Source organism: Marinimicrobium sp. C2-29, from assembly GCF_038419845.1.
GTDB lineage: Bacteria > Pseudomonadota > Gammaproteobacteria > Pseudomonadales > Cellvibrionaceae > Marinimicrobium.
The window spans coordinates 112,477-135,370 of sequence record NZ_JBCAQT010000009.1; the positions used below are offsets into that span (position 1 = coordinate 112,477).

Annotated in this window: 21 protein-coding genes and 1 tRNA gene; 18 read left to right on the forward strand and 4 right to left on the reverse strand. The window is 57.1% G+C overall.

What is annotated here, in order from left to right:
- Window position 1: 1 nt before the first annotated feature.
- From AAE484_RS10405 to AAE484_RS10415, 3 genes are read right to left on the reverse strand one after another with little or no spacing between them, the layout of a single operon-like run.
- Window positions 2-871 carry a glycosyltransferase family 2 protein gene (locus AAE484_RS10405; protein ID WP_341938323.1) on the reverse strand — a complete coding sequence of 290 codons (870 nt, stop codon included), beginning with the start codon at window positions 869-871 and terminating at the stop codon, window positions 2-4.
- On the reverse strand, window positions 868-1,893 hold the full coding sequence (waaC, locus tag AAE484_RS10410) for a lipopolysaccharide heptosyltransferase I (RefSeq protein ID WP_341938324.1): 1,026 nt from the start codon (window positions 1,891-1,893) through the stop codon (window positions 868-870). The genes AAE484_RS10405 and waaC (AAE484_RS10410) overlap by 4 nt, the downstream gene beginning before the upstream one ends.
- Before the next feature lie 42 nt (window positions 1,894-1,935).
- The gene (locus AAE484_RS10415; protein ID WP_341938325.1) at window positions 1,936-2,331 is read right to left on the reverse strand and encodes a DUF6165 family protein; all 396 of its coding nucleotides are present in this window, start codon (window positions 2,329-2,331) and stop codon (window positions 1,936-1,938) included.
- Window positions 2,332-2,490: 159 nt separating this feature from the next.
- Here AAE484_RS10415 and waaC (AAE484_RS10420) point away from each other — a divergent pair, with 159 nt between their 5' ends.
- From waaC (AAE484_RS10420) to AAE484_RS10505, 18 genes are all read left to right on the forward strand, one after another.
- Complete coding sequence (gene waaC, locus AAE484_RS10420; RefSeq protein ID WP_341938326.1) at window positions 2,491-3,525, forward strand: lipopolysaccharide heptosyltransferase I; 1,035 nt, start codon at window positions 2,491-2,493, stop codon at window positions 3,523-3,525.
- Between the two features lie 89 nt (window positions 3,526-3,614).
- Window positions 3,615-5,114: a glutamate--tRNA ligase gene (gene gltX / locus AAE484_RS10425; protein ID WP_341938327.1), complete on the forward strand. Its 1,500-nt coding sequence runs from the start codon at window positions 3,615-3,617 to the stop codon at window positions 5,112-5,114.
- A 242-nt stretch (window positions 5,115-5,356) separates the two neighbouring features.
- Window positions 5,357-7,801 (forward strand): endonuclease/exonuclease/phosphatase family protein, encoded by a 2,445-nt coding sequence (locus AAE484_RS10430; RefSeq protein ID WP_341938328.1) that lies wholly within the window; start codon window positions 5,357-5,359, stop codon window positions 7,799-7,801.
- Between the two features lie 102 nt (window positions 7,802-7,903).
- A tRNA-Ala gene (locus AAE484_RS10435) sits at window positions 7,904-7,979 on the forward strand.
- Between the two features lie 541 nt (window positions 7,980-8,520).
- Window positions 8,521-9,009 (forward strand): DUF1993 family protein, encoded by a 489-nt coding sequence (locus AAE484_RS10440; RefSeq protein ID WP_341938329.1) that lies wholly within the window; start codon window positions 8,521-8,523, stop codon window positions 9,007-9,009.
- Between the two features lie 187 nt (window positions 9,010-9,196).
- Window positions 9,197-9,745: a YqhA family protein gene (locus AAE484_RS10445; protein ID WP_341938330.1), complete on the forward strand. Its 549-nt coding sequence runs from the start codon at window positions 9,197-9,199 to the stop codon at window positions 9,743-9,745.
- On the forward strand, window positions 9,690-9,950 hold the full coding sequence (locus tag AAE484_RS10450) for a hypothetical protein (protein ID WP_341938331.1): 261 nt from the start codon (window positions 9,690-9,692) through the stop codon (window positions 9,948-9,950). Before AAE484_RS10445 ends, AAE484_RS10450 begins: the two co-directional genes overlap by 56 nt.
- Before the next feature lie 100 nt (window positions 9,951-10,050).
- Window positions 10,051-10,974, forward strand: coding sequence for a hypothetical protein (locus AAE484_RS10455; RefSeq protein ID WP_341938332.1), 924 nt, complete (start codon window positions 10,051-10,053; stop codon window positions 10,972-10,974).
- A gap of 72 nt (window positions 10,975-11,046) precedes the next feature.
- Window positions 11,047-12,099: a Kelch repeat-containing protein gene (locus tag AAE484_RS10460; RefSeq protein ID WP_341938333.1), complete on the forward strand. Its 1,053-nt coding sequence runs from the start codon at window positions 11,047-11,049 to the stop codon at window positions 12,097-12,099.
- A gap of 194 nt (window positions 12,100-12,293) precedes the next feature.
- Window positions 12,294-12,746: a hypothetical protein gene (locus AAE484_RS10465; protein ID WP_341938334.1), complete on the forward strand. Its 453-nt coding sequence runs from the start codon at window positions 12,294-12,296 to the stop codon at window positions 12,744-12,746.
- A gap of 104 nt (window positions 12,747-12,850) precedes the next feature.
- Window positions 12,851-13,378, forward strand: coding sequence for a DUF7010 family protein (locus tag AAE484_RS10470; RefSeq protein WP_445928849.1), 528 nt, complete (start codon window positions 12,851-12,853; stop codon window positions 13,376-13,378).
- 2 nt (window positions 13,379-13,380) lie between these two features.
- Window positions 13,381-13,800 (forward strand): GNAT family acetyltransferase, encoded by a 420-nt coding sequence (locus AAE484_RS10475; RefSeq protein WP_341938336.1) that lies wholly within the window; start codon window positions 13,381-13,383, stop codon window positions 13,798-13,800.
- 378 nt (window positions 13,801-14,178) lie between these two features.
- The gene (locus tag AAE484_RS10480) at window positions 14,179-14,460 is read left to right on the forward strand and encodes a hypothetical protein (protein WP_341938337.1); all 282 of its coding nucleotides are present in this window, start codon (window positions 14,179-14,181) and stop codon (window positions 14,458-14,460) included.
- Between the two features lie 89 nt (window positions 14,461-14,549).
- On the forward strand, window positions 14,550-15,215 hold the full coding sequence (locus AAE484_RS10485) for an SOS response-associated peptidase family protein (protein ID WP_341938338.1): 666 nt from the start codon (window positions 14,550-14,552) through the stop codon (window positions 15,213-15,215).
- A gap of 71 nt (window positions 15,216-15,286) precedes the next feature.
- A complete protein-coding gene (locus AAE484_RS10490; protein ID WP_341938339.1) occupies window positions 15,287-16,219 on the forward strand; it encodes a YihY/virulence factor BrkB family protein in 933 nt (310 codons plus the stop codon).
- Window positions 16,220-16,418: 199 nt separating this feature from the next.
- Complete coding sequence (locus tag AAE484_RS10495; RefSeq protein WP_341938340.1) at window positions 16,419-18,203, forward strand: bifunctional diguanylate cyclase/phosphodiesterase; 1,785 nt, start codon at window positions 16,419-16,421, stop codon at window positions 18,201-18,203.
- On the forward strand, window positions 18,187-18,354 hold the full coding sequence (locus tag AAE484_RS10500) for a hypothetical protein (protein ID WP_341938341.1): 168 nt from the start codon (window positions 18,187-18,189) through the stop codon (window positions 18,352-18,354). Before AAE484_RS10495 ends, AAE484_RS10500 begins: the two co-directional genes overlap by 17 nt.
- A 390-nt stretch (window positions 18,355-18,744) precedes the next feature.
- Window positions 18,745-21,945 (forward strand): TonB-dependent receptor domain-containing protein, encoded by a 3,201-nt coding sequence (locus AAE484_RS10505; RefSeq protein WP_341938342.1) that lies wholly within the window; start codon window positions 18,745-18,747, stop codon window positions 21,943-21,945.
- Window positions 21,946-21,999: 54 nt separating this feature from the next.
- Here the strand turns inward: AAE484_RS10505 and AAE484_RS10510 are convergent, their stop codons facing one another.
- Window positions 22,000-22,863: an ion transporter gene (locus tag AAE484_RS10510; protein ID WP_341938343.1), complete on the reverse strand. Its 864-nt coding sequence runs from the start codon at window positions 22,861-22,863 to the stop codon at window positions 22,000-22,002.
- Window positions 22,864-22,894 lie beyond the last annotated feature (31 nt).

Genomic DNA, 22,894 nt, shown 5'->3' on the forward strand with positions numbered 1-22,894 from the left:
ACTACTCTACCTTGCCGGCTCCTTCGGGAGCCTTGGCGATCCCGTTGGGTGTCCAGTAGCGTCGGGTACGCTTCACTTCAGCGCGGATCGCCCGGTTCCTGGCCCAGGTTTCCGGGTTGTCATAACCCCGGGGATGATCCAGGTGCAGGCACGAGGTGCTGTAGCGGATCTGCCTGGGCTTGAGGCCGTAATTGATCAACCGCTCCCCCAGCTCCCGATCGAGCCCGCCGTACTGCATATCCTCGTTAAAGCCGTTCACCGCCCGAATTGCCTCGGTCCAGGTCGAGCTGTTCATGCCGTTCCAGGTGGCCCCCGTGGGGGTGAGCCGGTTCATGGTGCGCTTGAATAGAGGGTTTTTGATCAGCTTCCACAGCTTGTGGTTGTCCGGCTGCCCCTGTCGGGTCAGCCAGTCCCGCCCGAAAATGATGCCGCTGGCAATGTCATCCTCGGTAATTGCCTCGGAGACTGGCAGAGTCAGTTTGATGTAACCCCCGGACAGAAACTGCCCCGGCCGGGCCTCGCGCCGATGTACCGCCACAAAGTCGGGTTCGGGAATACAGTCGCCATCGGTAAAAATCAGATAATCGCACTGGGTCTGGGCAATGGCCTTGTTCAGAATCACACATTTCTGAAAGCCCGCATCCGGATGCCAGACGTGCTCGATCGACAGCTGGCCGCGCTGCTGAAACTCCCAGATCAGCGTCTCGGTTTCGGGGCCGGAGCCGTCGTCGGCGATGATGATCTGAAAATCACGGTCGGTCTGGGCCTCATAGCCGTAGAGCACCTTGCGCAGCCAGGCCGGCGCGTTATAGGTGGTAATGACCACCCCGATGGTGCCCGGTGTTTCAGGCGTGCCGGCGCGGGACATCATGCCATTGCCTCCTGCAGGCGGCGCCACACAGTCGAGGCGTGAATGCCGCTGAGGCAGGGTGGTGTGTCGTTACTGCCCTCGGGCAACAGGCGGCACTCGCGCTTGTGGCAGGGCATGCAATCGAGGGCCGGGCTCAACTGCACATTGCGGGTGTGATCGCCAATCAGGCCCACTTTGTCGGGCGAAGTGGCGCCGTACAGGGCCACCGTCGGGGTTTCCAGGGCGCCGGCCAGGTGGGCAAAACCGGTATCCAGCCCGACCACCGCCGTGGCCGCCACCAGTTTCTCCGCCACCTGCGGGATCGTCAGCCGCTCAATGGACCGGGTCGCTTCGGGCACCTGCTCAATCACATTGTCGGCCAGCTCGCGCTCATCGTCACTGCCCCAGATCATCTCCACCTGGTAACCCTCGCGCACGGCCGTACGCGTCAGTTCCTCCCAGCCCTCGGGCGACCAGAGCTTGGTGAGCCAACTGGTCCCCATGATGAACACCAGCTGGTTCGGCTCTTTTTTGACGTGGGCAAAATGCTCCTGGATGCCAAAGCGCAGGGTGTCGGGTTGCTCGTAGTCAAAGGCGGCGGCAAACAGCTGGCGGGTGCGCTCCACCGCGTGCTGTTGCTGGGGGACGGGGTGCTTGACCTGGTAAAACCAGCTGGCGATGGATTCACGCGCCGACTCCCCATCGTAGCCGTGGCGGCTGTCGGTATTGGCGAGCTTGGCGATGACCGCACTTTTGAGTAGGCCTTGGGCGTCGAGCACCAGATCGTAGCGCTCGGTCTGGAACTCATTGCGCCAGGCTTTGAACTGCTGAAGGTCGCTTTTGCCGCGGTGTTTCACCCAGTGGCGCAGCGAGATCGGGATAACGCGATTCACGGCCGGGTGCCAGGCGGCGATCTCGGCAAAATTCTCCTCCACCACCCAGTCGATACGTACGTCCGGCCGGCAGCGCTGCAAGTCAGTAAGCGCGGGGAAGGTGTGGAACACATCTCCCATCGATGACATCTTGATCAGCAGGCTATGCATGGTGGCTGAAATCCCGGTCGACCTGAGCAGCGTGGGCTCGGGTTATTGGTAGTCTCGGTACGACTTTTCTTCTACCAGTTCAGAGCCAAATGCCAGGTTGATGTCCTTTTTAACCGCAGCGCGGCGATCATTGGTAATGTAGACAGAACGGGCCAGATCGATAAAAAGCTGACCGAACTCTTTGTCCCGCTCACAGTCACGGATGTCGTCTTCAATCACCCAGAGCGACTCGTTGATCTCTTTCAATGCTTTTTTCAGGGGCTCGAGCTTGAGTATGTCATCGTCGCTCAACAGCTGGTCAAGCTTCTGACTCAACACGTCCCGCTCGTGTTTTACGTTGTGCAGCTTGTCGGGATCACTGATCTTGACCTGCTTGATTTCCAGAATCGTGATTTTGTCGACCAGCTCGCCCAGCGAGATGGGTGCTTCAATCAGCATCGAATGCCCCTTGGTTGAAGATGGATAACGGCGCTAATACTAACAAAAAAGCCTCGTGACTGAATCCCCCGAGTGCAAATTTACTTTGTCCGGTGGCTGTGTTGCCGGTTTCAGAGTTGGTATACAATGCCATCTTTTGCCGCAACCGCCTGGATTGTTATGAAAGTTCTGATCGTCAAACTCAGCTCAATGGGGGACCTGGTGCAAGCCTTGCCCGCCCTGAGCGATGCGGCGCAGGCGGTGCCGGGCATCGAGTTTGACTGGGTGGTCGATGAGGCTTTCGCCGAAATCCCCCAGTGGCACCCGGCCGTGCGGCGTGTGGTGATCTCGGCCCATCGGCGCTGGCGCAAGCAGCTGTTGAGCTCCGCCCGGCGTGGGGATCTGCGCCTTTTCTGGCGCACGCTCCGAGAGGAGCGCTACGACCTGGTGATCGACGCCCAGTCCGGCCTGAAGAGCGGGCTGGTCACCCGGATGGCGCGCGGCACCCGCGCCGGGCCCGACAAGCGCTCGGTGCGTGAATACGGTGCGCACTGGGCCTATCAGCGCCAATACCGGGTCTCCCGGGACCAGCTGGCGGTCGAGCGACTGCGCGAGCTGTTCAGCGTGGCGCTGGGTTACCCCAAACCGGACACGGCGCCGGATTTTGGTCTGTCGGAGCAAACCTGGCCCTCGGTGTCCGATCGGCCCGAGTCGCCCTATCTGGTGTTTGTGACCAACGCCAGCTGGGAGACCAAGTGCTGGCCCGAGGAGCATTGGGTGCAGTTGTTGCAACAGGCGACGCAGAATGGCTATCAGGTGTTGCTCCCCTGGGGCAGCCCGGATGAGCAGGCGAGGGCGACCCGCCTGGCCGAGGCGGCCGGCGCGGGCGTCCAGGTTCTGCCCCGGCTCTCGCTCTCCGAGCTGGCGGGCCTTCTCAATGACAGCGCTGGCGCCGTGTGCAACGACACCGGCCTGGCGCATATCGCCGCCAGCCTCGATCGCCCGGTCGTGACCGTCTACGGCCCCACAGATCCGCGCCTGATTGGCGCCACCGGCCGCCACAGCGAGCACCTGGTTGCCGAGGGGATCTCCTGCGCCTCCTGTCGCCGGAACGAGTGTCAGCGCACGGGCGGCCCCGAGGCCCAATGCCTGCGTGCCATCGAGCCCGAGCGCGTCTGGCAGCGCCTGCGTCACCTGCAGGCAAACGCCGAGTAGCCAGCACGATTGACCGTACATCATTGACCGTACCTTATTTAAAAGAACCTTGTTGAAAACGCCTTACCATTAATGGGAATGAATAATTTATGACCGTTCGCACCCGCATTGCCCCCTCGCCAACCGGCGATCCACACGTCGGCACGGCCTACATCGCCCTGTTCAACCTCTGTTTCGCCCGCCAGCACGGCGGCCAGTTCCTGCTGCGCATCGAAGATACCGACCAGACCCGCAGCACCCCGGAGTCCGAACAGGCGATTCTGGACAGCCTGCGCTGGCTCGGCATCGAGTGGGACGAAGGCCCGGACGTGGGCGGCGAGCACGGCCCCTACCGCCAGAGCGAGCGCATGGACATCTATCGCGGCTACGCCGAAGAGCTGGTCGAGAAGGGCCATGCCTTTTACTGCTTCGCCACCGCCGAAGAGCTCGATGAAATGCGCCAGGAGCAGCAGGCCCGCGGCGAGACCCCCAAATACGACGGCCGCGGCCTCAAACTGAGTGAGGCCGAGGTCAAACAGCGCCTGGACGCCGGCGACCCCTACGTCATCCGCATGAAAGTGCCGGAAGAGGGCACCTGCAAAGTCCAGGACATGCTGCGCGGCGAGATCGACATCGACTGGTCCCAGGTGGACATGCAGGTGCTGCTCAAAGGTGACGGCATGCCCACCTACCACCTGGCCAACGTGGTGGACGACCACCTGATGGGCATCACCCACGTGATTCGTGGCGAGGAGTGGATCAACTCCGCCCCCAAGCACCTCAGGCTCTACGAATACTTCGGCTGGGAGGCGCCGGTGCTGTGCCACCTGCCGCTGCTGCGCAACCCCGACAAATCCAAGCTCAGCAAGCGCAAAAACCCCACCAGCATCCTCTACTACCAGGCCGCCGGCTACCTGCCCGAGGCGGTGCTCAACTACCTGGGCCGCATGGGCTGGTCCATGCCCGATGAGCGGGAGAAATTCTCCCTGGCCGACATGCAGGAACACTTCGATATCAACCGCGTCTCCCTCGGTGGCCCGATCTTTGATGTGGAAAAGCTCTCCTGGCTCAACGGCCTCTGGATTCGCGAAGACCTGAGCGTCGAGCAGCTGGCCGAACGTCTGCAATCCTGGATCTACAACCGGGACATGCTGATGAAAGTCCTGCCCCACGCCCAATCGCGCATGGAGACACTGGGTGACTTCGCGCCTCTGGTGAGCTTCCTGGCCAGCAGCCACCTGACCCTGACCGAGGCGCATTTCACGCCCAACAAGCTGGAGCTGGAGGATCAAAAGAAGGTGCTGCAGTTCGCCCTCTGGCGCCTGGAAGCCCTGCGCACCTGGGAGCGCGACGCCATCTTTGCCGAGCTCAAGAGCCTGGCCGACGCCCTGGAAATCAAGCTCAAAGACTTCCTCGCGCCCCTGTTCGTCGCCATCTCCGGCACCACCGCCTCCTTCTCGGTCATGGACGCCATGGTCCTGCTCGGCCCGGACATGAGCCGCGCCCGCCTGCGCCAGGCGCTGGAAGTATTCGGCGGTATTGGCAAGAAGCAACTGAAAAAGCTGGAAAAGGCCTACCAGGCGCTGGAGGCGCCTTCCAACGAAGCATAGACGGTAATCCAACGACTTAAGAGCCCGCTCAATCTGTAGCGGGCTTTTTTGTGCCGCCCTATAAATCCCCTGCCGATCCTGCGCAACCTCTGGCCTCCAGCTATACTCCCTCTAGGTCGAGTGCAGGATATGACCTGTCGCTCTACCCCGATGAGACGGGAACCGATGAGAATGTCTTTATGCTTGCGAAAGGAGAGTAAAAGAGAACGCAGAACCGATGAACATCTGGCGGGTGTCGCACCATGATCGGCCGGGTGGAGGTCTTCTTTCGTCGGTTGCGTCGCAACCTCAGCCGCAGTCTCTGGTTATCGAGACTGTTGAAGTTGCCCGTGTCCGAGGGCTCGCCCAGTCGGCCCGGCCTGATTCTGGTGCAAGTGGATGGTCTCGCGCAGCGACAGTTTGAAAGGGCGCTGGCGAAAGGGGAATTACCTTTCCTCCAGCGTTTGCTGCGGCGCGAGCATTACCGGGTGCACCGGCACTACTCCGGGTTGCCGTCTTCGACGCCAGCGGTTCAGGCCGAGCTGTTTTACGGCGTTAAGGGTGCGGTACCCGCATTTTCGTTTCGCGATCGCGACACCGGTAAACGGGCCAGCATGTTTGACGCCGACGCCGCAACGAAGGTTCAGGAGCGCTGTGCGGGTGGGGCGTTCGAACCGTTGTTGAAAGAGGGCAGCGCCTACTCCGATAACTACACCGGCGGCGCCAGTGAGGCGCATTTCTGCGCGACGTCTGTGGGGTGGGGCCCGGCCTTGCGCAGTGCCAATCCGCTGGTTCTGGTAACGTTTTTGTGCGTCAACTTTTACAGTTTTTTGCGGATGGTCGTGCTGTTCTTTACCGAGCTGGGCCTGGCAATAGTGGATGTGGTTCGCGGCGTCATCCGGGGCCAGGAGATCCTCACCGAGCTGAAATTCATACCGGCGCGGGTGGGCATTACCATTATCCTGCGCGAGCTGTGTGTGATTGGTGGCAAGATTGATATCGTCCGTGGTCTGCCGGTGATTCATATCAACTTTCTCGGGTATGACGAACAGTCTCACCGACGTGGTCCGGGCTCTCTGTTTGCCCACTGGACTCTGAAAGGCATCGACGATGCCATATCCCGGTTGTGGCATGCGGCCCATCATGCGCCGGGGCGCCACTATGATCTATGGGTGTATTCCGATCACGGCCAGTCGGACGTTACGCTCTATCACGAGATGCAGGGCTACAGCCTCAAAGACGCTGTGGCCCAGGCCGCCGAAGTGCTGGCACTGAACGCAGGCGCCGAGTTCAAGTCGACGGTTGGCAGTAAGCAGGGTTATCGCGCGCGGATGTTGGGGGGGCGACGTGTCCAATATTGGTTTTCTGTGTTGGGCATTAACGGCGATGAGGTTCCGGCGCAACATTGGGTGGTCTCGGCCTCGGGCCCGGTGGGGCATGCGTATTCGCCCGTGCCGCTGAGCGACCGGGAGCGAATGGCGCTAAGCCATGAGCTGGTGCATACCCACAAGGTTCCCGCCGTGTTGACCGTGACGGCCTCCGGGAGCGTCAGTGCCTGCACCGCCCAGGGGGAGTTGTCGCTCCCTGACGACAGTGCGCGGCTGCTTGGTGCCGGGCATCCATTTGTGGCGGTGATGGGTGAAGACCTGGTGCGACTGTGTCGGCACCAAGATGCGGGCGACCTGGTGTTGCTGGGTTGGTGTGATGGTGCGCCGTCGCTGACGTTTGCCCACGAGAATGGTGCGCACGGCGGTGTGGCGCCGGAGGAAACTGGCGGCTTTGCGCTCTTGCCCAGAGACGTACCCCTGCCAGCCTCTCCCCACAATTTCCTGCGCCCTCTGGACCTGCGCGCGGCGGCGTTGCGTATCCTGGGGCGGGCGGGGCCTCAGGCGGCTGTCGGTACTTTTCAGTGGGATACCCCGAAGGCGGAGGGTTTGCGGGTCATGACCTACAACGTCCACAGCTGTATCGGCATGGATGGCAAGGTTGATACCCGGCGTATCGCCCGCGTGATTGCCCAGGCTCAACCGGACATCGTGGCGCTGCAGGAGCTGGATGTGGGCAAGGCGCGCAGCTTTGGCAAGGACCAGGCCCATCTGATTGCCCGCCATCTGGATATGGACTTCCATTTTCACCCGGCCATTCACCTGGAAGAGGAGTTGTACGGAGACGCCATCCTGACGCGATTGCCCCTACGTCTGAAAAGGGCGGGACCCTTGCCCGGCCAGGAAGGCAACATCCAACGAGAGCCCCGTGGAGCCCTGTGGGTGGCGGTAGAATTCAGGGGGTGTGAGGTTCAGATCATCAATACCCATCTGGGGCTGAGCGTGCGTGAGCGCGGGGTTCAGGTTGACGCCCTGCTGGGGAGTGAGTGGCTGAACCACGCCGAGTGCCAGGGGCCAGTGATTCTGTGTGGTGATTTCAACGCGATGCCGTCGTCAGCGGTTTACCGTCAGCTGGCTACCCACTTCAAGGATGTGCAAACCCAGATTCCGGGGCTTAGGCCACGAGGGACTTTTTTCAGCCGCTTTCCCCAAATCCGCCTCGACCACATTTTCATCAGTGGTGGCCTGGAGGCGGTCACTATGACCACTATCGATTCCCAGCTGGCGCGCACAGCCTCGGATCACCTGCCGTTGGTGGCCGAGATCCGGGTACCTGACGGGCACTCCCCTCGCCATTCGGGGGAAGCTGATATTGAACAATAAGTGCCCAAAAATCAAAGAATTAGGATTTTTGGCCGATTTAGTGTTGACAGCCCTTTTCGGAGTGCTACAATGCGCCCCGCTTCCAAGGAAGCAGCACAATCTGGGGCCTTAGCTCAGCTGGGAGAGCGCAACACTGGCAGTGTTGAGGTCAGCGGTTCGATCCCGCTAGGCTCCACCAAGTACCCACAAAAAGCCCTGGGCGAAAGCTCGGGGCTTTTTTGTGGGTACTTGGTGGAGCCTGGTTGGGTGAGAATCGCTGACGCGGTTCACCAATCGGCAGGATAGCCGATTGGCACAGCCGAAGGCTGCCCGGAGGGCGAGGGCCATGGATGGTCCGAGTGAATCCCGCCCCTAAGTTGGCTTCCAACTAGCTAGCTCGCCTAGCTCCCATACCAGAAAAGCATCCCCCTCCAATTTCATGATGGAAACAGACTATTTCCCCGCCAGGTGAACTCTGGCACACTTCATTTTCCGGTCCAGCACGCTTTCCACACTGGTGCCTTGAGAAGTATTTGAAAATCAATAAGTTAGGTTTTGGGCTAGCTAGATCACGTGCCAGCGGCTATGGCCAAGTGAGCCGGCACACTATATTTGTATAGTGGTTGCCGAGGGCTCTAAAAATATTCAGTATTTTCAATCGGTTACGCCAAATAAAGGGCAGCTCGCCGAAAGCAAAGCGTTCTGGCTCAATATATATCTGTTAGGGCTTGGAGATGTCAATGGACGGAAGTATCAAAAATCTTTTCCAGCACTACCTTTCCCAATTGGAGGTCATAGTCGCCAAGATCCCGCCAGAAAAGTTCTCTTTGACCCTGTCTAAGGGCATGTTCACTTTGGAGATGAATGCCAAAATTGCGGCCAATTTTGCTTTACGAGGTTATTGCCCGTTGTTAAAGCAGAGTGTTGTTTCGTTTTTCAGAGACGAATTGGGCAAGGAGGCTGTTCAGGCGCAACTTTCGGAGACAATAAAGTATCTAAATGAATTACCAGAAGTGAAGCAGCTAGATGATACGAAGCGCCTAAAGGATAAAGCAGGTTTTTCTGAAGTGGATCTGTCACAGCCCGCTTTTATTTACCACTATATTGTTCCAAATATGCTATTCCATATAAGCATGGTTTATGCTATAGCGAGAGCAAATGGTGTCGATTTAAGTAAGGGGGATTACGATGGTATTCATTCGTACCCTAAAGAATTTAGTTTTGTATAGTCGCTCTAACAATCACAGGCACCGCGACGGCTTTTCCATTGCGGCTTCGCCCCCATTACAAAGCCGCGCGTGCTGCGGGCGTTAGCGATCCAAGTTACCCAACCTCCCGAGCGCAAACAGGCTATTTCCCCGCCAGGTGAACTCTGGCACACTTTCCACACCGATGCCTCAAGAAAGGTTTTTGCCGATGAATAGGTTGGAAGTTGTTTTTGAAAAAATACTGTGGAATTCAAGATTTCTGATTTTAATCGCGGTTGTTTCAAGCTTGTTGGGTTCCTTGGTACTGTTCATAGTTGGGACCATGGATATCTTGAAGGTGGCGATTATGGCGTTTGATTATTACCTTGGGCGAAGCGATCAGGATATTCATGAATTTATTGTCACCGATATAATCCTAGCCGTGGATATCTATTTGGTATCGGTCGTCTTGCTTATGTTTGGTGCAGGAGCATATAGGCTGTTTATTTCGCCGATTGAAGAATCGGAAGAGAGTGGTGCCTCTCATCCTTTCAATATTCAAACATTTGATGAGTTGAAGGATAAGATCGTAAGAGTAGTGATTCTTGCAGTAATTATCGAGTTTTTCAGAGCAGTCGTAGATATCCAGTTTGCGACTCCATTGGATGCAATATACCTGGCCTTGTCGGTTTTAGCGTTAGCAGCGTCTGTCTATCTGATGAATGCAAGCCACGATAAGAAAAGCGTTAAGAAGAGTGATTCTGGCCCTTCTTCCTGATTGTTGGCTTCGCGCGCTCACTCGTCTTATTGGACTGAGCGCTCCGCCGCAGGCCGATGTTGCCATTGGGAATACCCTGGGCAGCAATATTATCAATCCCCTGGGAGTGCTCGGAGTTTCCGCGTTGCTACAGCCCCTTCCAATCAGTGATCGAACTCTGAAGTTTGATCAATGGGTAATCTTGGGAGCGTCGCTGGTTTTGTGATTCTTTCTGTATACGGGCAGTCGGCTTAGCAGGCTTGAAGGTGGATGTCGGAGAGCCAAAGAGCCAAGGATAAAAACTCTACACATAAGGTGTTTATACTATGAGTATAATACTTCGCTTGGTCCTGTCAGTGGTGCTCTCCATCGCCTCCTGCTTGTCGCTGGCATCAGAACCCCCGCAAGGCAGTTCCCTGCGGTTCACCCCCTCCGGATCCAGCGAATACACCTTCAACACCGGGACCGTCTCCGGAAAGCTCCGAGCCGACGGTGAATCAGTCGGCCCTGGCGAGGTAATTTACTCGGAAACCGGCCAGAAGATCAGCCGGGTGTATGGCTGGCTCAACCACTATCGGGTGTTCTCTGATGGTGTCCGCTACGGGCGGGGTATGCGCCACCTTCCCAGCAATGTGGAGGCCCATGAGGATGGCAGTGTGACCGTGGTATGGCCTGCGGAGGAGACCCGTCCATTCCGTATGCAAGCGACTTACCGATGGGTTGCTCCGAACAGGCTGGACGTTGATACCGAAGTACGAGCGGAAGAGGCGCTGTCCGGTTTTGAGCTGTTTCTTGCCTCCTATTTCCCCGACACCTTTACCGATGTCCGTATTCCTGTAGAGGCGTCTGACGGCGATGGTCCGGATTGGGTCTTCGCCCCGGAAGAGGACGGATACCGACAGGCCTTCGCGCGGGATGATGCCGCCGTTGCCTTACTGGAGGACGGTCGCTGGGAGCTGGAGCCTCACCCCATAGAGTGGACTCTGCAGCCCCAGTGGGTCTGGCGGCCCATGTCGCTGCGGCGCGACCCGGAAACCGGGGTCACGGTCCTGTTCATGACCGACCGGGAAGAGACCTTCATTGTGTACAGCCCTCACTCCACTCAGCGCCATTATGCGCTATATTACTCGCTGTTCGGGCGCGACCTGGAACCCGGTGAGGTTGCCACCGCGCGGTCTCGAGCCGTGGTGCTGAACAATCCCGATGAGGAAGAAATCCTTCGCGAAGCCCGCACGTTTTTTGGTGACTAGCTAAGCGGCGGGCTGGAAGGGCCCGGTCACCACAAATTTGTGTTCAAAGAATTACATCAGGAGTCGTAATCTATGCCATTGTTCAATCCATCAGTCAAAACCCAGCGCACAGTCACAAAGCTTGTTTCATCGGCCGCACTGGGTGCTGTTCTCTGTGTGCTTTCGGCCTGCAGCGGTCAACCCGCTAGTCCAGAGGGCACCGACATCGCTCCAGTGCAATGGCAGCAGCACAAGGCAAGTACGCCCCCCAGTGCGCGTCACGAAAACGGTTTTGTGGCAGTGGGTGAACGATTGTATTTAATCGGCGGGCGAGGTGAGCGGCCCCTGGATATTTTTGATCCGGCCACTGGCCGCTGGAGTCAGGGCGCCGAACCGCCGTTTGAAATTCACCATATGCAAGCCATCGCCTACGACGAGAAACTCTACGTGCTGGGCGCCATGACTGGCGGTTTTCCAGAAGAGCCTCCACTGGCCAATATTCTGATTTACGACCCCGCCAGTGACGCCTGGTCGGAGGGGCCTGAAATTCCCGCCGATCGTCGGCGCGGCGGCAGTGGTGTTGTGTTACACGAAGGGCTGATTTACATAGTGGGTGGGAACACGCGCGGCCATATGAGCGGCTATGTCCCCTGGGTGGATGTGTTTGATCCAGAAACCGGACGCTGGACAGAGCTGCCCGATGCCCCGCATTCGCGAGATCATTTTCATGCGGCGGTGATTGATGGGCACCTATACGCGGCTGGAGGACGCACCTCATCCCATGACACGGGCGAAAGCATGTCGCTCACAGTTGGGCCCGTGGATGTGTATGACATTGAGAACCAACGCTGGCACACCCTGGCAGCGCCTTTGCCCACCCAGCGCGCCGGAACGGCCACGGTGGCCTTTAATGGATTGTTGGTCGTCCTCGGTGGCGAGAGTACCAGCCAAGTGGAGGCCCACAGCGAAGTGGAGGCGTACAACCCGGAAACTGAGGAATGGCACAGCCTGCCGCCCCTACCGGTCGGGCGCCACGGGACCCAGGCGGCGCTGTTTGATGGGGAATTGCATATAGTCGCGGGCAGCGAAAATCGTGGTGGCGGGCCTGAGTTGAATGATCATTGGGTGATGGAGGTGGGGGAGTAAATATCCGTCTAAATTCAACCGCGTTCTTGCCATCTATAGAATTTCGACGGGAGGGCGGCGGACGTAGGCTCTGGAGCCGCCTTTCTGGACAACCACCAATTTGGTCAGTGTGTTGGCAGTTGCGCTAAAATCGTGCACACTTTGTGTTTGTAACTGGCGTGCAATATATTATTTTAGACATTCAAGGAGTAAGGATGAACTCTGATGAAAATAATAAGTTTCTACTTGCTGCAGCACTTTTTTGCGCATTAGCCGCTCTTTCTCATGTTGGCTGTATCGTGTTCGGCGGGGATTGGTATCGTTTCTTTGGTGCTGGTGAGCCGATGGCGCAGATGGCCGAGCAAGGGCTTTGGTACCCTACCATCGTCACTTCTGGCATTGTCGTAATCCTATCCATTTGGTCACTTTATGCCCTGTCAGGAGCAGGTGCGATAAAGCGTTTACCTCTGACGAGATTGGCTCTAGTGGCCATCGCAAGCATCTTTTTGTTCCGGGGCTTTTCATTTGTGGTCCTGGTGCCCAAGTTTCCGGAAAATAGCCTGACATTTTGGTTGGTAAGCTCAGCTATCTGTGTGGTTATTGGTAGTCTGTTTGCCGTTGGCGCTTTTCAGAAATGGTCAGAGCTTGGCCGTAAAAATGCCTTTTAAGACGCACCAGTCGATGCCTTTTCTGATTAAGTAATCACAAACTCGGGCAGTATTGTGGTAACAGTGCGTGTCTACGGTGTAAAAATTCAAGAGGGAAAAGAGCAATGGCCTCAATAGAAGAGTGTCAGAGGGATATGAACAATGCCTATTATTTCGGCATTCCGGGGATTATTTCTTCGGGCTCGATTTGGCTTTTAGCCGGTATGGTTTCGCTGCTTCACAGCCCTAATGCGGGGGTCGCGACATTAATATTTGGTGGGACTCTAATATTTCCCATTTCGGTGTTGCTTTGCAAGGCACTTGGGCGTAGCGGTAAGCACTCAAAGGGGAATCCGCTGGCCCCACTGGCAATCGAAGGAACCCTTTGGATGCTACTTTCGATACCTGTTGCTTTAGGCGCGGCATTCTATAAGCTCGAATGGTTCTTTCCCGCAATGCTTTTGGTTATTGGGGGACGCTATTTGACTTTTAACACTATGTACGGGAATCGTGTTTTTTGGACGTTTGGTGCTTCGTTGGTAGCCACAGCGTTCATTTTGGTTGTGCTTGACGCACCGGTATATGTAGGTGGCCTCGCTGGCGGTATTATTGAGTTGTTTTTTACAGCCGTGCTCTTTGTTCGCAGGTACTGAATATGGAAATAAGACCATTTGAAGAAGCTGATAGAAGGGCCGTTATAGAGCTTTGGCAGGTGTGTGGCTTGACTCGGCCCTGGAACGACCCTTATAGGGATATTTCCAGAAAGCTGGCTATCCAGCCGGAGCTGTTCTTTATAGGTGAAGTTGATGGCAAAGTGGTGGCGTCCGCTATGGCTGGGTATGATGGACATCGGGGATCGGTTTTCTATCTGGCCGTGTCACCCGATTACCAGCGCCGTGGCTACGGTAAGTTGATGATGGATAGAGTGGAAGGTGCCCTCAAGGCAATGGGGTGCCCCAAGCTGAATATCGTGGTTCGTAGTTCAAATGAGCAGGTGCTTAAGTTTTATAGTCACCTGGGCTACGCCCTTGATGATGTTGTATGCCTTGGGAAAAGGCTGATTCCCGATACTTAGGAGTCGAGTCATGCATGTTAAGGAGCCAATATGATAGTGATCTATGGAGTCAAGGAGCAGTCACCGCACCAGTGGGGTTTTCGAGGAATGACAGGTGACAAAGCGAAAGACCTAAAGTACAAAGTCAAGGTATAAGAGCATTGTATAGTTGGTCATACGTGCGCTCAAAGTACGGCGAAAGTATATCTCTTCACTTTGAATACCGATACAATAATGATTTGGACGCCAAGGGCGGTTCAACGTGGCAGCGGACGTCTCACCGCTCCGGAGTGCTCTATCCGCTGTATGGTTCCTGACGTTGGAGCGACATTGTGGGTGCATTGCCGGTGGTGGGAGCTTTGTCCGCTGTCGTTTTAAAAACCAAATCTGGGAAAAGCGATGAAAAAAGCAGTATTTGCCACACTGGCGGCACTCACCTTGGTAGGGTGTGGGCAGAAGGTTTCGGTCGACCAATCGACAATGTGCATCTATACCAATGATGAAGAGGCTAAGCAGTGCACAGCGGGCGAAATGTCCTGGTACAAGCCTGGCAGCTGGGGGAATAAACAGCTTCCGATGAGTGTGGCGGCGGCCTATTGTGATTTTAACTATGAGGTCATGTACAACGATGCGGGCGTGATCTGCGTGTTTACCGACAAGCGTTTGTCGTTGGTTCAGTAGGGACATCATCCAATCGATCAGCTATCGGGCGGGGAAAGCGTAGGGTATTGGCAGCTCCATGCTCCGGATCTTTTGGGAGGTGACAGAGTATGTGCGGATACATCGGCAACCTCTACGAGGCCCCTGGGGTGATCGACCTCATGGAAGAGCTCGGTATCCAGATGCCACTTCCGTTCTTCCAGTCGTATCAGCGGCGGGTTCACCCGGCCCTCATTACCGCCGAAGGTGGCGCCCCTGCGCTCTCAAAGGCGATCTGGTGGTATGCCATGAAGAGGGAAGGGCAGACGTGGGTTCCCAACCCCGACATCACCAGCTTCAATGCCAGAAACCTCGATGGCCGCTTGTGGAAGCCGGCCGTGAAATCGCGCCGTGGCCTGATCTTCGGGACCGAGGTCGGTGAATCAAAAGGACGGGATCACTACCTGATGCGCACTGACCGTGGGCTGGCTGTGGGCGCGCTCTACCAGGACTGGCACACGCCTGGGGAGGAGATTGTCCGCTCCATGGCGGTCATTACCCGGCCACCCCACCCGCGGTTCTCTCGGTACCATGACAAATCGATCCCGATGTCCCTTCCGATGGAAGCCGATATCCTGCGCACCTGGCTCGATCCGGCCTGTGGGGCGGACCATCCTTTGATCGCCTCCCTGTTGGATAACCCCAGGATTTATACTCCACTTTCGGTGACCCGGGTGAAGAGCTTCAAACGCGGTGAACCTCTGGGAGATACAGAGCAGTTGGCGGCCGATGAGTGATGTGAGAGTATCAGACAGGGTTTGATAGAAATTCGCCCTTACTGACTGCCATGCTGAGGTGTTGTCGTCCCATGGATTTGAAATTTTACGATAAGCTCCCCGCTCCAGTGCAGCACTGGCTCAGCATTCTCGGGTCCGCGGGCCGCTACTGGGTGGAGAGTCAGGCCTTCATTTATGCCGCAGCACTGGCGTTTTTCACCGTTTTTTCCATTGCGCCGGTTCTGGTGGTGGTTGTCATGCTCGTTGGCCTGGTGATCGGGGAGAGGGCGGTTCAGGGTCAGCTTTTCGAGCAGCTTGAGGGGACGGTAGGGCCGGAAGCGGCCGGCGTGGTCCAGACGGCTGTGATCAATTCGCAAATTGACCAGAGTGGCATCTGGCCGGCGCTGGTCGGCGTTGTCGCTACCATCATCGGTGCCACCACGGTGTTTGCCCAGATGCAGCGGTCTCTGAATGATATCTGGAGCGTCGCCCCACGGCCTTCCAGAAGCAGCCTGTGGATCTTTATCAAGAGCCGGCTGTTGTCGCTGACCGTTATCCTGGCCATTGGATTCATTCTGTTGGTCTCGCTGCTGTTGTCGGTGACCTTGCGTACCGTCATGGCGTTCGCGGAGGAGTGGCTGCCGGTTCCCGGTTGGGCGATGGTGAGCATGGAGCTGTTTCTGTCGCTGCTCGTGGTTACGGTGCTGTTCGCGGCCATGTTCAAGATTCTGCCGGATGTGGTGCTGTCCTGGCGGGACGTCCTGCTCGGCGCCTTCATCACTGCTGTGCTGTTCACGGCCGGGCGCTCCCTGATCGCCATCTACCTGGCTTATACGGCCACGGCGTCGGCCTATGGCGCGGCCGGTTCTCTGGCGCTGCTTCTGCTTTGGGTGAATTATTCCTCAATGATCCTCCTGTTCGGGGCGGCGTTTACGCGTGCGCACCTAGAGGGCCGGGGCCTGTCCGTTCGCCCGAGAAGCACGGCCGTGTGTGTGCATCGAGAATTGGTCGATGATGTGCAGTAGATGGGTTGATGTAGGGATGATTAAAACGGGTTTGCAGACCGAATTGGCTACCGAGCGGGGGCGTTGTGGCGCTATCGGTTGGTGCCGAGGTGCGGTATCAGATGTTTCTTGCGGAGGTGACTATGGAGCCCAGTTTGTGAACAAGGCGGTTCTGATATACTGCTAATCTCCATTCTCAACGCCACAATTGGACCTATGTATGCCCGACGCTGAGATACCGGCTGACGAAGCTCAACGCCTTGCGACGCTCAAGGCTCTGGGTATACTTGATTCCGCTCCTGAGCACCGTTTCGATCGCCTCACTCGCATTGCCGCGCACTTGCTGGATGTCCCGATCGCCTTGATCAGCCTGGTTGATGAGAACCGCCAGTGGTTCAAGTCCCATTTCGGTTACGAGGTCTGTGAGACCCCCCGAACCATTTCTTTCTGTGCCCATGCGCTTGACCGGCGCTCTGTGCTTACCATCCCGGACGCCACGCTGGATGCACGGTTTGCCGACAATCCTCTGGTGACCGGGGAGCCGGGCATTCGCTTTTATATGGGCGTTCCGTTATGTGGGCCGGGAGGGCACGTCCTGGGGACGCTCTGCGTCATTGATCGCAAACCGCGCCATATGTCCCAAGATGAAGTGCAAGTGCTCCAGGACTTGGCAGAAGTAGTCGAGGATGAGCTGGGCCGTCAGGAGTTACGCACGGTCAGTGCCCAGTTGCACCACAGCAGCCAGAGGCTGACTTCAGTCATTCAGGCATCCCCACTGGCTATTATCACCTGCAATATGGAGCAGCGGGTCGATGTTTGGAACCCCAGTGCCGAGCGTTTTTTTGGCCGCTCTGCGGATGATGTGGTCGGTCGGGCGCTGGTTGATATCAGCCCTGCTTTGTCCCACAAATTGCATGAGCTCTCCCAGCGCGTAGGGCAGGGCGATACAGTTCGTGATGAACGGTTCGATATCACGGTAGATGACGGCACTAATCGGCATCTCAATCTGTCGGTCGCGCCTCTGATGAGTGAAAGCGGCGCGCAGGTCGGGTTTACCGCCGTAATCGCCGACGTGACCGAACGAGAGCGCCTGTTAATGCAAACCGAGTATGAGCACCAGCTGCTGAATGCGGTATTGAGCAATGTCGATGCTGGTGTCGCCGCCTGCGATGAATCCGGCCGATTGACGGTGTTCAACCGGACCGCCCGCGACTACATTGGAGAGCCGGTTCGCGAGGGCGCCGAAAAATGGGCAGAGGTCTACCAGGTGTATGATGCCACCGGCCAACGCCTGCTATCCCCGGAAGAGCTGCCTCTGTACCGGGCTCTCAACGGGGAAACGGTGGAAAACGAGGAGTTCCTGGTGCGCCCTGAAGGCAAGCCGGAGCGTGTTTTGTCAGCCAACGGTTCTACTTATGGTCGCAGTGATGCCCAGCAGCGTGGCGCGGTGGTCGTATTTCATGATATTACCGCACGAAAAGAACTAGAGCGTAATCTCAAGTATCAGGCCACCCATGACCTGTTGACCGGCCTCCCCAATCGCGGCGCTCTGATGGAGATTCTCTCAGGCGCCATCGCTCGAGCCGAACGTTCTGGTGAGGCAGTGGCGCTGCTTTTTCTGGATCTGGATGGTTTCAAGGGTGTCAACGATACCCATGGGCATCTGGTCGGAGACGAGGTCTTGCGGCTGTTTTCACGGCGGCTGAAGGACGCTGTGCGCACCAGCGACACTGTCGCTCGGCTGTCAGGGGATGAATTCGTCATCATCGCCGAGCAATTGAAAAACGCGAGCGCCGATGCTCTACGAATCGCTGAAAAGGTTCTCAATGCCAATTCGACGCCCCTGCCGGTGGCCGGAGGCTTGATGCTCAAGACCAGCATAGGGGTGGCTCTGCATCGTGGACATTGTGGTGCGGAAACCCTACTCACTCGGGCCGATGCCGCCATGTATAGTGCGAAGCAACAGGGTGGTAGCCAGGTCTTTATTGATGCTCTCAACGTGTAGTCTTGATGAACGAGACGCTGTCCTGGCCGCACGCCTGTTCGAACTGCACGGGGTGTTTGCCATCACTCTGGGTGTGGTCGCTCTGGGTCATATTGCGGCGGCTGTGCGCCATATGCTTCGCAAAGACGGCATCGTTCGTCGGATGCTGTAGTCGTCCGAAAAATTCACCGATCCGTTCGTCAAAATCCTCTCTTTTACCCCTCTGTTGGTAGTCAAAAGAAAAGTGTTTGAAATCGAAAAAGAATGGAGGTAATCTTCGCGGTGACCTGTAACCGGTTACAGGAAACGCAAAGGACTGGCTGGATAAGATAAAAATATGCTCATTATTATCCGTTAGTAGCAATTATGGACTAAAAAATACCGTTTTGTGGCACTTAAATACTCATAAATCGCCAAGTACTTTCGGGTTTTATGACAATCGATACGCATTTCAGGTGTTTTTAGGCCGTTTTCTGGCGCCGTTTTACCGGTCCGACAGCATAGTGTTTGACCCTATAAGTACCCAATAAATTGAAAGCCCTATGAAATTAAGGAGAGTTCCATGAGATACAACAAAACACGTTTCCAGAAACGGCTGATCGCAGCGGCGGTGGCCTCCTGCGCGCTCGGTGGGTTGAGTGGCCCGTCGTTTGCGCAGGGGGCCGACCAGCCCGCGATGGAAGAGGTGGTGGTTCGCGGCATCAAGAGCTCGTTGCAGCGCTCGATCGATATCAAGCGCGATTCGACCCAGATGGTTGAAGCGATTACCGCCAATGACATCGGTAAAATGCCGGATCAGAACATCGCCGAGTCCCTGCAGCGGCTCCCCGGTGTGCAGATCGACCGGCGCGGTGGCGAAGGCACCAAGGTTCGCATTCGTGGCCTGGACCAGAACATCACCCTGCTCAATGGTGAGAACTTCGTCTCCGGTATGGAGTATTACCAGCTCGGTGAGTGGCGTCAGAATTACGATGGCTCTCTGGAGGGGATTCCCTCCGAATTGCTGGGCGGTGTTGAAGTGTATAAAACACCCGTCGCTTCCATGGTCGAAGGGGGCATGGGGGGCGTCGTCAACCTGAAGACGCGCAGTGCGCTGGATCTTTCCGAACCGCTGCTGGCGGCGAATATCAAGGCGGACCAGGGACTGGATGCGGAGGAGACCAAACCCTCGGCCTTTATCGTTGCGGGGAACAACTGGGGCGATTTCGGCGCAATTGTCTCCCTGACGATGAACCAGAAAACCGTCCATAACGACATGATCCAGAACTTCTCCCGAGAAAATACCAGCGTGTTGTGTACCGAGGGTGGTGAGTTCGACAGCGATTCACTGAGCTGCTCTGACGGGCAGTCCTACCTGGCTCCCGGGATGTTCTACGTGATGGACACGGAGCAGGAGCGCGAGCGTCTGGGCGCTTCGGTCAATCTGAGCTGGCGGGCCACCGACGCCCTGGAGTTCGGGTTTGACTGGTTCCATTCCACGCTGGATATCGAAACCCGCTCTTATACCGTCAAGCATCCCATGGCGACTGACGATGCCACCGGCATCAACGAAGATTTTGACTATGGCATCAACAGTGCCAATGATGTGGGTATTCTGAATTTCGGTACCATTGATGTGCCGGGCGGCGAGACCAACACCGCCGGTGAGGTGATGGACGGTGCGGCCGACAACCTGGCGCTTCGGGCCGAGTTCGACAACGGTGGCAATTTCCGGTGGAGTTCTGGTCTGACCTATGCCGACTCTTCCCATGAGCGCCGCGCTGGCATGGTGGATAGCCGCTTCACACCCTATACCTTTCGCGGTTATGTCGGCACGGATGAGTCGCCCAATGGCTGGGGGGATGTGGTACCCAACCCGCGCTCCAGCGACACCCGGTACGAGTATCGCTCGGGGTCTAAACCTTCTCTGGCCTACACCGATCCGAGTATCCTGACCAACCCGGAATATCATACCTACAAGTCCCACTGGGCGTTGGGTTCGGATGTGGAGCAGGAATCTTACAGCGCCCGGCTGGATACCGAGTACGATATTGAACTCGGACATCTGAAAACGCTGAAGTTTGGTGTGCGCCTCGCCGAAGAGGAAGTGGAATTCACCGAGTTGCGCTGGATGACCGACTTCAGCCGGACCGAGGGCGCCATGACGCCCAACATCTATGACGAAGACGGGAACGTCGTCACCGAAACCAATTTTGATCCGGAGACCGAACCCGGCCCCTTGAACGACGGCGTTCGCGAGGCGGTCTATTACGATCTCTGTGGCAACGGCGGTATTCCCGCGGGCGAGACCTGTGATATTGATGGCGACGGTCAAGACGACAACCGCCCCTTCGGCCCCTGGGGCTACTTTATTGATGCGGCCATCGGCCTCAAGGCGTTCGAACTGGAAACCTCCGACGGGACCAATATGGCCGAGGCGCTTTATGGCCCGGAGGTTATGCTTGGTGATGCCGGTCGCTGGAGTGGTGGTCCGGGTTATTTGCCCTGGGAGAGTTTTACCGATAATCCCGGCCGTTCTGTAGAGCTCAGTAACTTCTTCCCGTCCGGTGGTTACCAGTCCAATGTGCTGATGCACGATGCGACACCGATTGTGAATGACGTTGAGGGCTGGATTGACGGTGTGGCGCCCAACACTCCGGGGCGCTGGTTTGAAGTGCCGCTGAACTCCTGGGTGGTGACTGAAACCAGTACCGCGCTGTACGGTGAGGCGGACTTCTCCGGCGACCGCGTGCCCTATAACCTGAACCTGGGTGTGCGCGTGGTAAACACCGAGGTGGATATCGAGCTGGCGACCCGAAATCCTCAGGCGGTGGCCGAAGGCTGGACGCAGGCCACCGACGGCTGGAACAGCCAGGGGGTACTGCTGGTCTGGGAGAACCGGACCGTGACTGAAGATTACTGGGATGTGTTGCCGAGCCTCAACTTCACACTGGATACCACCGACGCCACCAAAATCCGCTTCTCCGCCGCCAAGGTCATTGCCCGGCCCAATCTGCAGGATCTGGGCCGTGGTGAGCAATACAACTACACGCGGACCAACGAGCCGGGCTTTGGTGACTACTTCCAGTTTACCGGCGGTAGTTCGGGCAACCCGTCACTGGACCCCTATCGGGCAACCCAGGCGGATGTGGCCTTTGAGTGGTATTTTGATGACCTCGGTCTGTTGTCCGCCGGTGCCTTTACCAAGGCGGTGGAGTCGTTCATTGCCAGCGAAACGCGGCTGGAATTCGGCGCCGATGATGGTCCTGACGGCGGTAGCTGGGGTGGCGTGAACCGCCCGCAAAACGGCTCGGGTGGCAGCGTCTCGGGTATCGAGCTGGCCTTCCAGCAGTCGTTTGATAACGGTCTGGGTTTCAGCGCCAACTACACCTATTCCGACAGCAAAACCGATACGGACTCCGAGCTGAACAGCAATCTCGGCCTGCCTGGTGTCTCCGAAAATGCCTTCAACCTCATGGGCTTTTACGAGAACGAATACTTGAGCACGCGCCTGGCTTACACTTGGCGTGACGAGTATCTGTCGCCGCACCGCTCGGTGTTCGATGTGGGTGGTCTGGAAAACGGCGCTTCGGAATTTTATGACGCCTACGGGCAGTGGGATGCCAACCTGACCTGGGATTTCAACGACAACTTCTCGTTTACCGCAGAAGCGATCAACATCACCGGTGAGGAGCAGACCAGCTATCTGGGGTATGAGTCCCATCCGATGACCTACACCTCGCAGGAGCCGCGTATGGTTCTGGGGGTCAGCTTCCGGATGTAAAGCCAGAGGGTGTTTTACACACCAACGTCAGGCGCCCCTAGCGGGCGCCTTTTTTTATTGTGATTCGGGTGGCTCGGGGGCCGCGACCTCTTCGTTGAGCCAGGTTCCACAGTATTTGCAGTACCGGGCGTCGCGCTCATGCTGATGCTTGCCGCAGCCGGGGCAGGCTTCATCGGAGTAGCGCTCCTGACGCAAGGAGCGTATGACTTCGGCGGAAAAAACGCCGGCGGGCAGGGCGATGATTGAATAGCCCGAGAGCATGATCATAACGGAGATAAACTGACCCAGTGGCGTGACTGGCGTGACATCACCATAACCGACGGTCGTCAGGGTGACGATGCCCCAATAGATGGACTTGGGGATGCTGGTAAATCCGGCTTCACGGGGCTCGATCAGATACAGCAACGACGAAAACACCGTTACGAACATCAATACCGAAAACAGGAAAAGCAGGATCTGCCCGCGACTGCGAGCCAAGGCGTCCAGCAGCAGGCGGCCCTGACCGACCAGGGCCATCATCTCGAGAACCCTGAACAGACGCAGCGTTCGGAGGAGGCGGAAAACGACGAGAGTCTGAGCGCCCGGAAATACCAGCACCAGCCAGGTCGGCAGTACCGCGAGCACATCGACAATGCCGTAAAAGCTCTTCAGGTACAGTCGGGGCTTTTCCAGGCAGTAAACCCGTAACGCCAGCTCCAGTGTAAACAGAAGCGTGATAACCCATTCGGTGTAGTAGAAAATCGTACCAAAACGCTCGTGATATTCCCGGACGCTGTCCAGCATGACGATGGCGACGCTGAAAAATATCAGTATCGCCAGAAGGATATCGAAGCCTTTTGCAAGGGGGGTGTCAGATTCAAAAATAATCTGAAAAATTCGGGTTCTGACCCCGACTTTGGCGGGTTTCAAGGCGGACATTCGGTAAGCCTCTCGCAAGTCAGTAAACGGG

What these genes read in the sequence shown, in the direction of transcription:
- AAE484_RS10495 (WP_341938340.1), top strand. Translation starts at nt 16,419, where the DNA reads ATGCCCGACGCTGAGATACCGGCTGACGAAGCTCAACGCCTTGCGACG.
- AAE484_RS10475 (WP_341938336.1), top strand. Translation starts at nt 13,381, where the DNA reads ATGGAAATAAGACCATTTGAAGAAGCTGATAGAAGGGCCGTTATAGAG.
- AAE484_RS10465 (WP_341938334.1), top strand. Translation starts at nt 12,294, where the DNA reads ATGAACTCTGATGAAAATAATAAGTTTCTACTTGCTGCAGCACTTTTT.
- AAE484_RS10450 (WP_341938331.1), top strand. Translation starts at nt 9,690, where the DNA reads ATGCAAGCCACGATAAGAAAAGCGTTAAGAAGAGTGATTCTGGCCCTT.
- AAE484_RS10485 (WP_341938338.1), top strand. Translation starts at nt 14,550, where the DNA reads ATGTGCGGATACATCGGCAACCTCTACGAGGCCCCTGGGGTGATCGAC.
- AAE484_RS10445 (WP_341938330.1), top strand. Translation starts at nt 9,197, where the DNA reads ATGAATAGGTTGGAAGTTGTTTTTGAAAAAATACTGTGGAATTCAAGA.
- AAE484_RS10440 (WP_341938329.1), top strand. Translation starts at nt 8,521, where the DNA reads ATGGACGGAAGTATCAAAAATCTTTTCCAGCACTACCTTTCCCAATTG.
- gltX (WP_341938327.1), top strand. Translation starts at nt 3,615, where the DNA reads ATGACCGTTCGCACCCGCATTGCCCCCTCGCCAACCGGCGATCCACAC.
- AAE484_RS10500 (WP_341938341.1), top strand. Translation starts at nt 18,187, where the DNA reads ATGCTCTCAACGTGTAGTCTTGATGAACGAGACGCTGTCCTGGCCGCA.
- AAE484_RS10430 (WP_341938328.1), top strand. Translation starts at nt 5,357, where the DNA reads ATGATCGGCCGGGTGGAGGTCTTCTTTCGTCGGTTGCGTCGCAACCTC.
- AAE484_RS10405 (WP_341938323.1), bottom strand. Translation starts at nt 871, where the DNA reads ATGATGTCCCGCGCCGGCACGCCTGAAACACCGGGCACCATCGGGGTG.
- AAE484_RS10460 (WP_341938333.1), top strand. Translation starts at nt 11,047, where the DNA reads ATGCCATTGTTCAATCCATCAGTCAAAACCCAGCGCACAGTCACAAAG.
- waaC (WP_341938326.1), top strand. Translation starts at nt 2,491, where the DNA reads ATGAAAGTTCTGATCGTCAAACTCAGCTCAATGGGGGACCTGGTGCAA.
- AAE484_RS10415 (WP_341938325.1), bottom strand. Translation starts at nt 2,331, where the DNA reads ATGCTGATTGAAGCACCCATCTCGCTGGGCGAGCTGGTCGACAAAATC.
- AAE484_RS10455 (WP_341938332.1), top strand. Translation starts at nt 10,051, where the DNA reads ATGAGTATAATACTTCGCTTGGTCCTGTCAGTGGTGCTCTCCATCGCC.
- AAE484_RS10470 (WP_445928849.1), top strand. Translation starts at nt 12,851, where the DNA reads ATGGCCTCAATAGAAGAGTGTCAGAGGGATATGAACAATGCCTATTAT.
- AAE484_RS10490 (WP_341938339.1), top strand. Translation starts at nt 15,287, where the DNA reads ATGGATTTGAAATTTTACGATAAGCTCCCCGCTCCAGTGCAGCACTGG.
- AAE484_RS10510 (WP_341938343.1), bottom strand. Translation starts at nt 22,863, where the DNA reads ATGTCCGCCTTGAAACCCGCCAAAGTCGGGGTCAGAACCCGAATTTTT.
- AAE484_RS10505 (WP_341938342.1), top strand. Translation starts at nt 18,745, where the DNA reads ATGAGATACAACAAAACACGTTTCCAGAAACGGCTGATCGCAGCGGCG.
- AAE484_RS10480 (WP_341938337.1), top strand. Translation starts at nt 14,179, where the DNA reads ATGAAAAAAGCAGTATTTGCCACACTGGCGGCACTCACCTTGGTAGGG.
- waaC (WP_341938324.1), bottom strand. Translation starts at nt 1,893, where the DNA reads ATGCATAGCCTGCTGATCAAGATGTCATCGATGGGAGATGTGTTCCAC.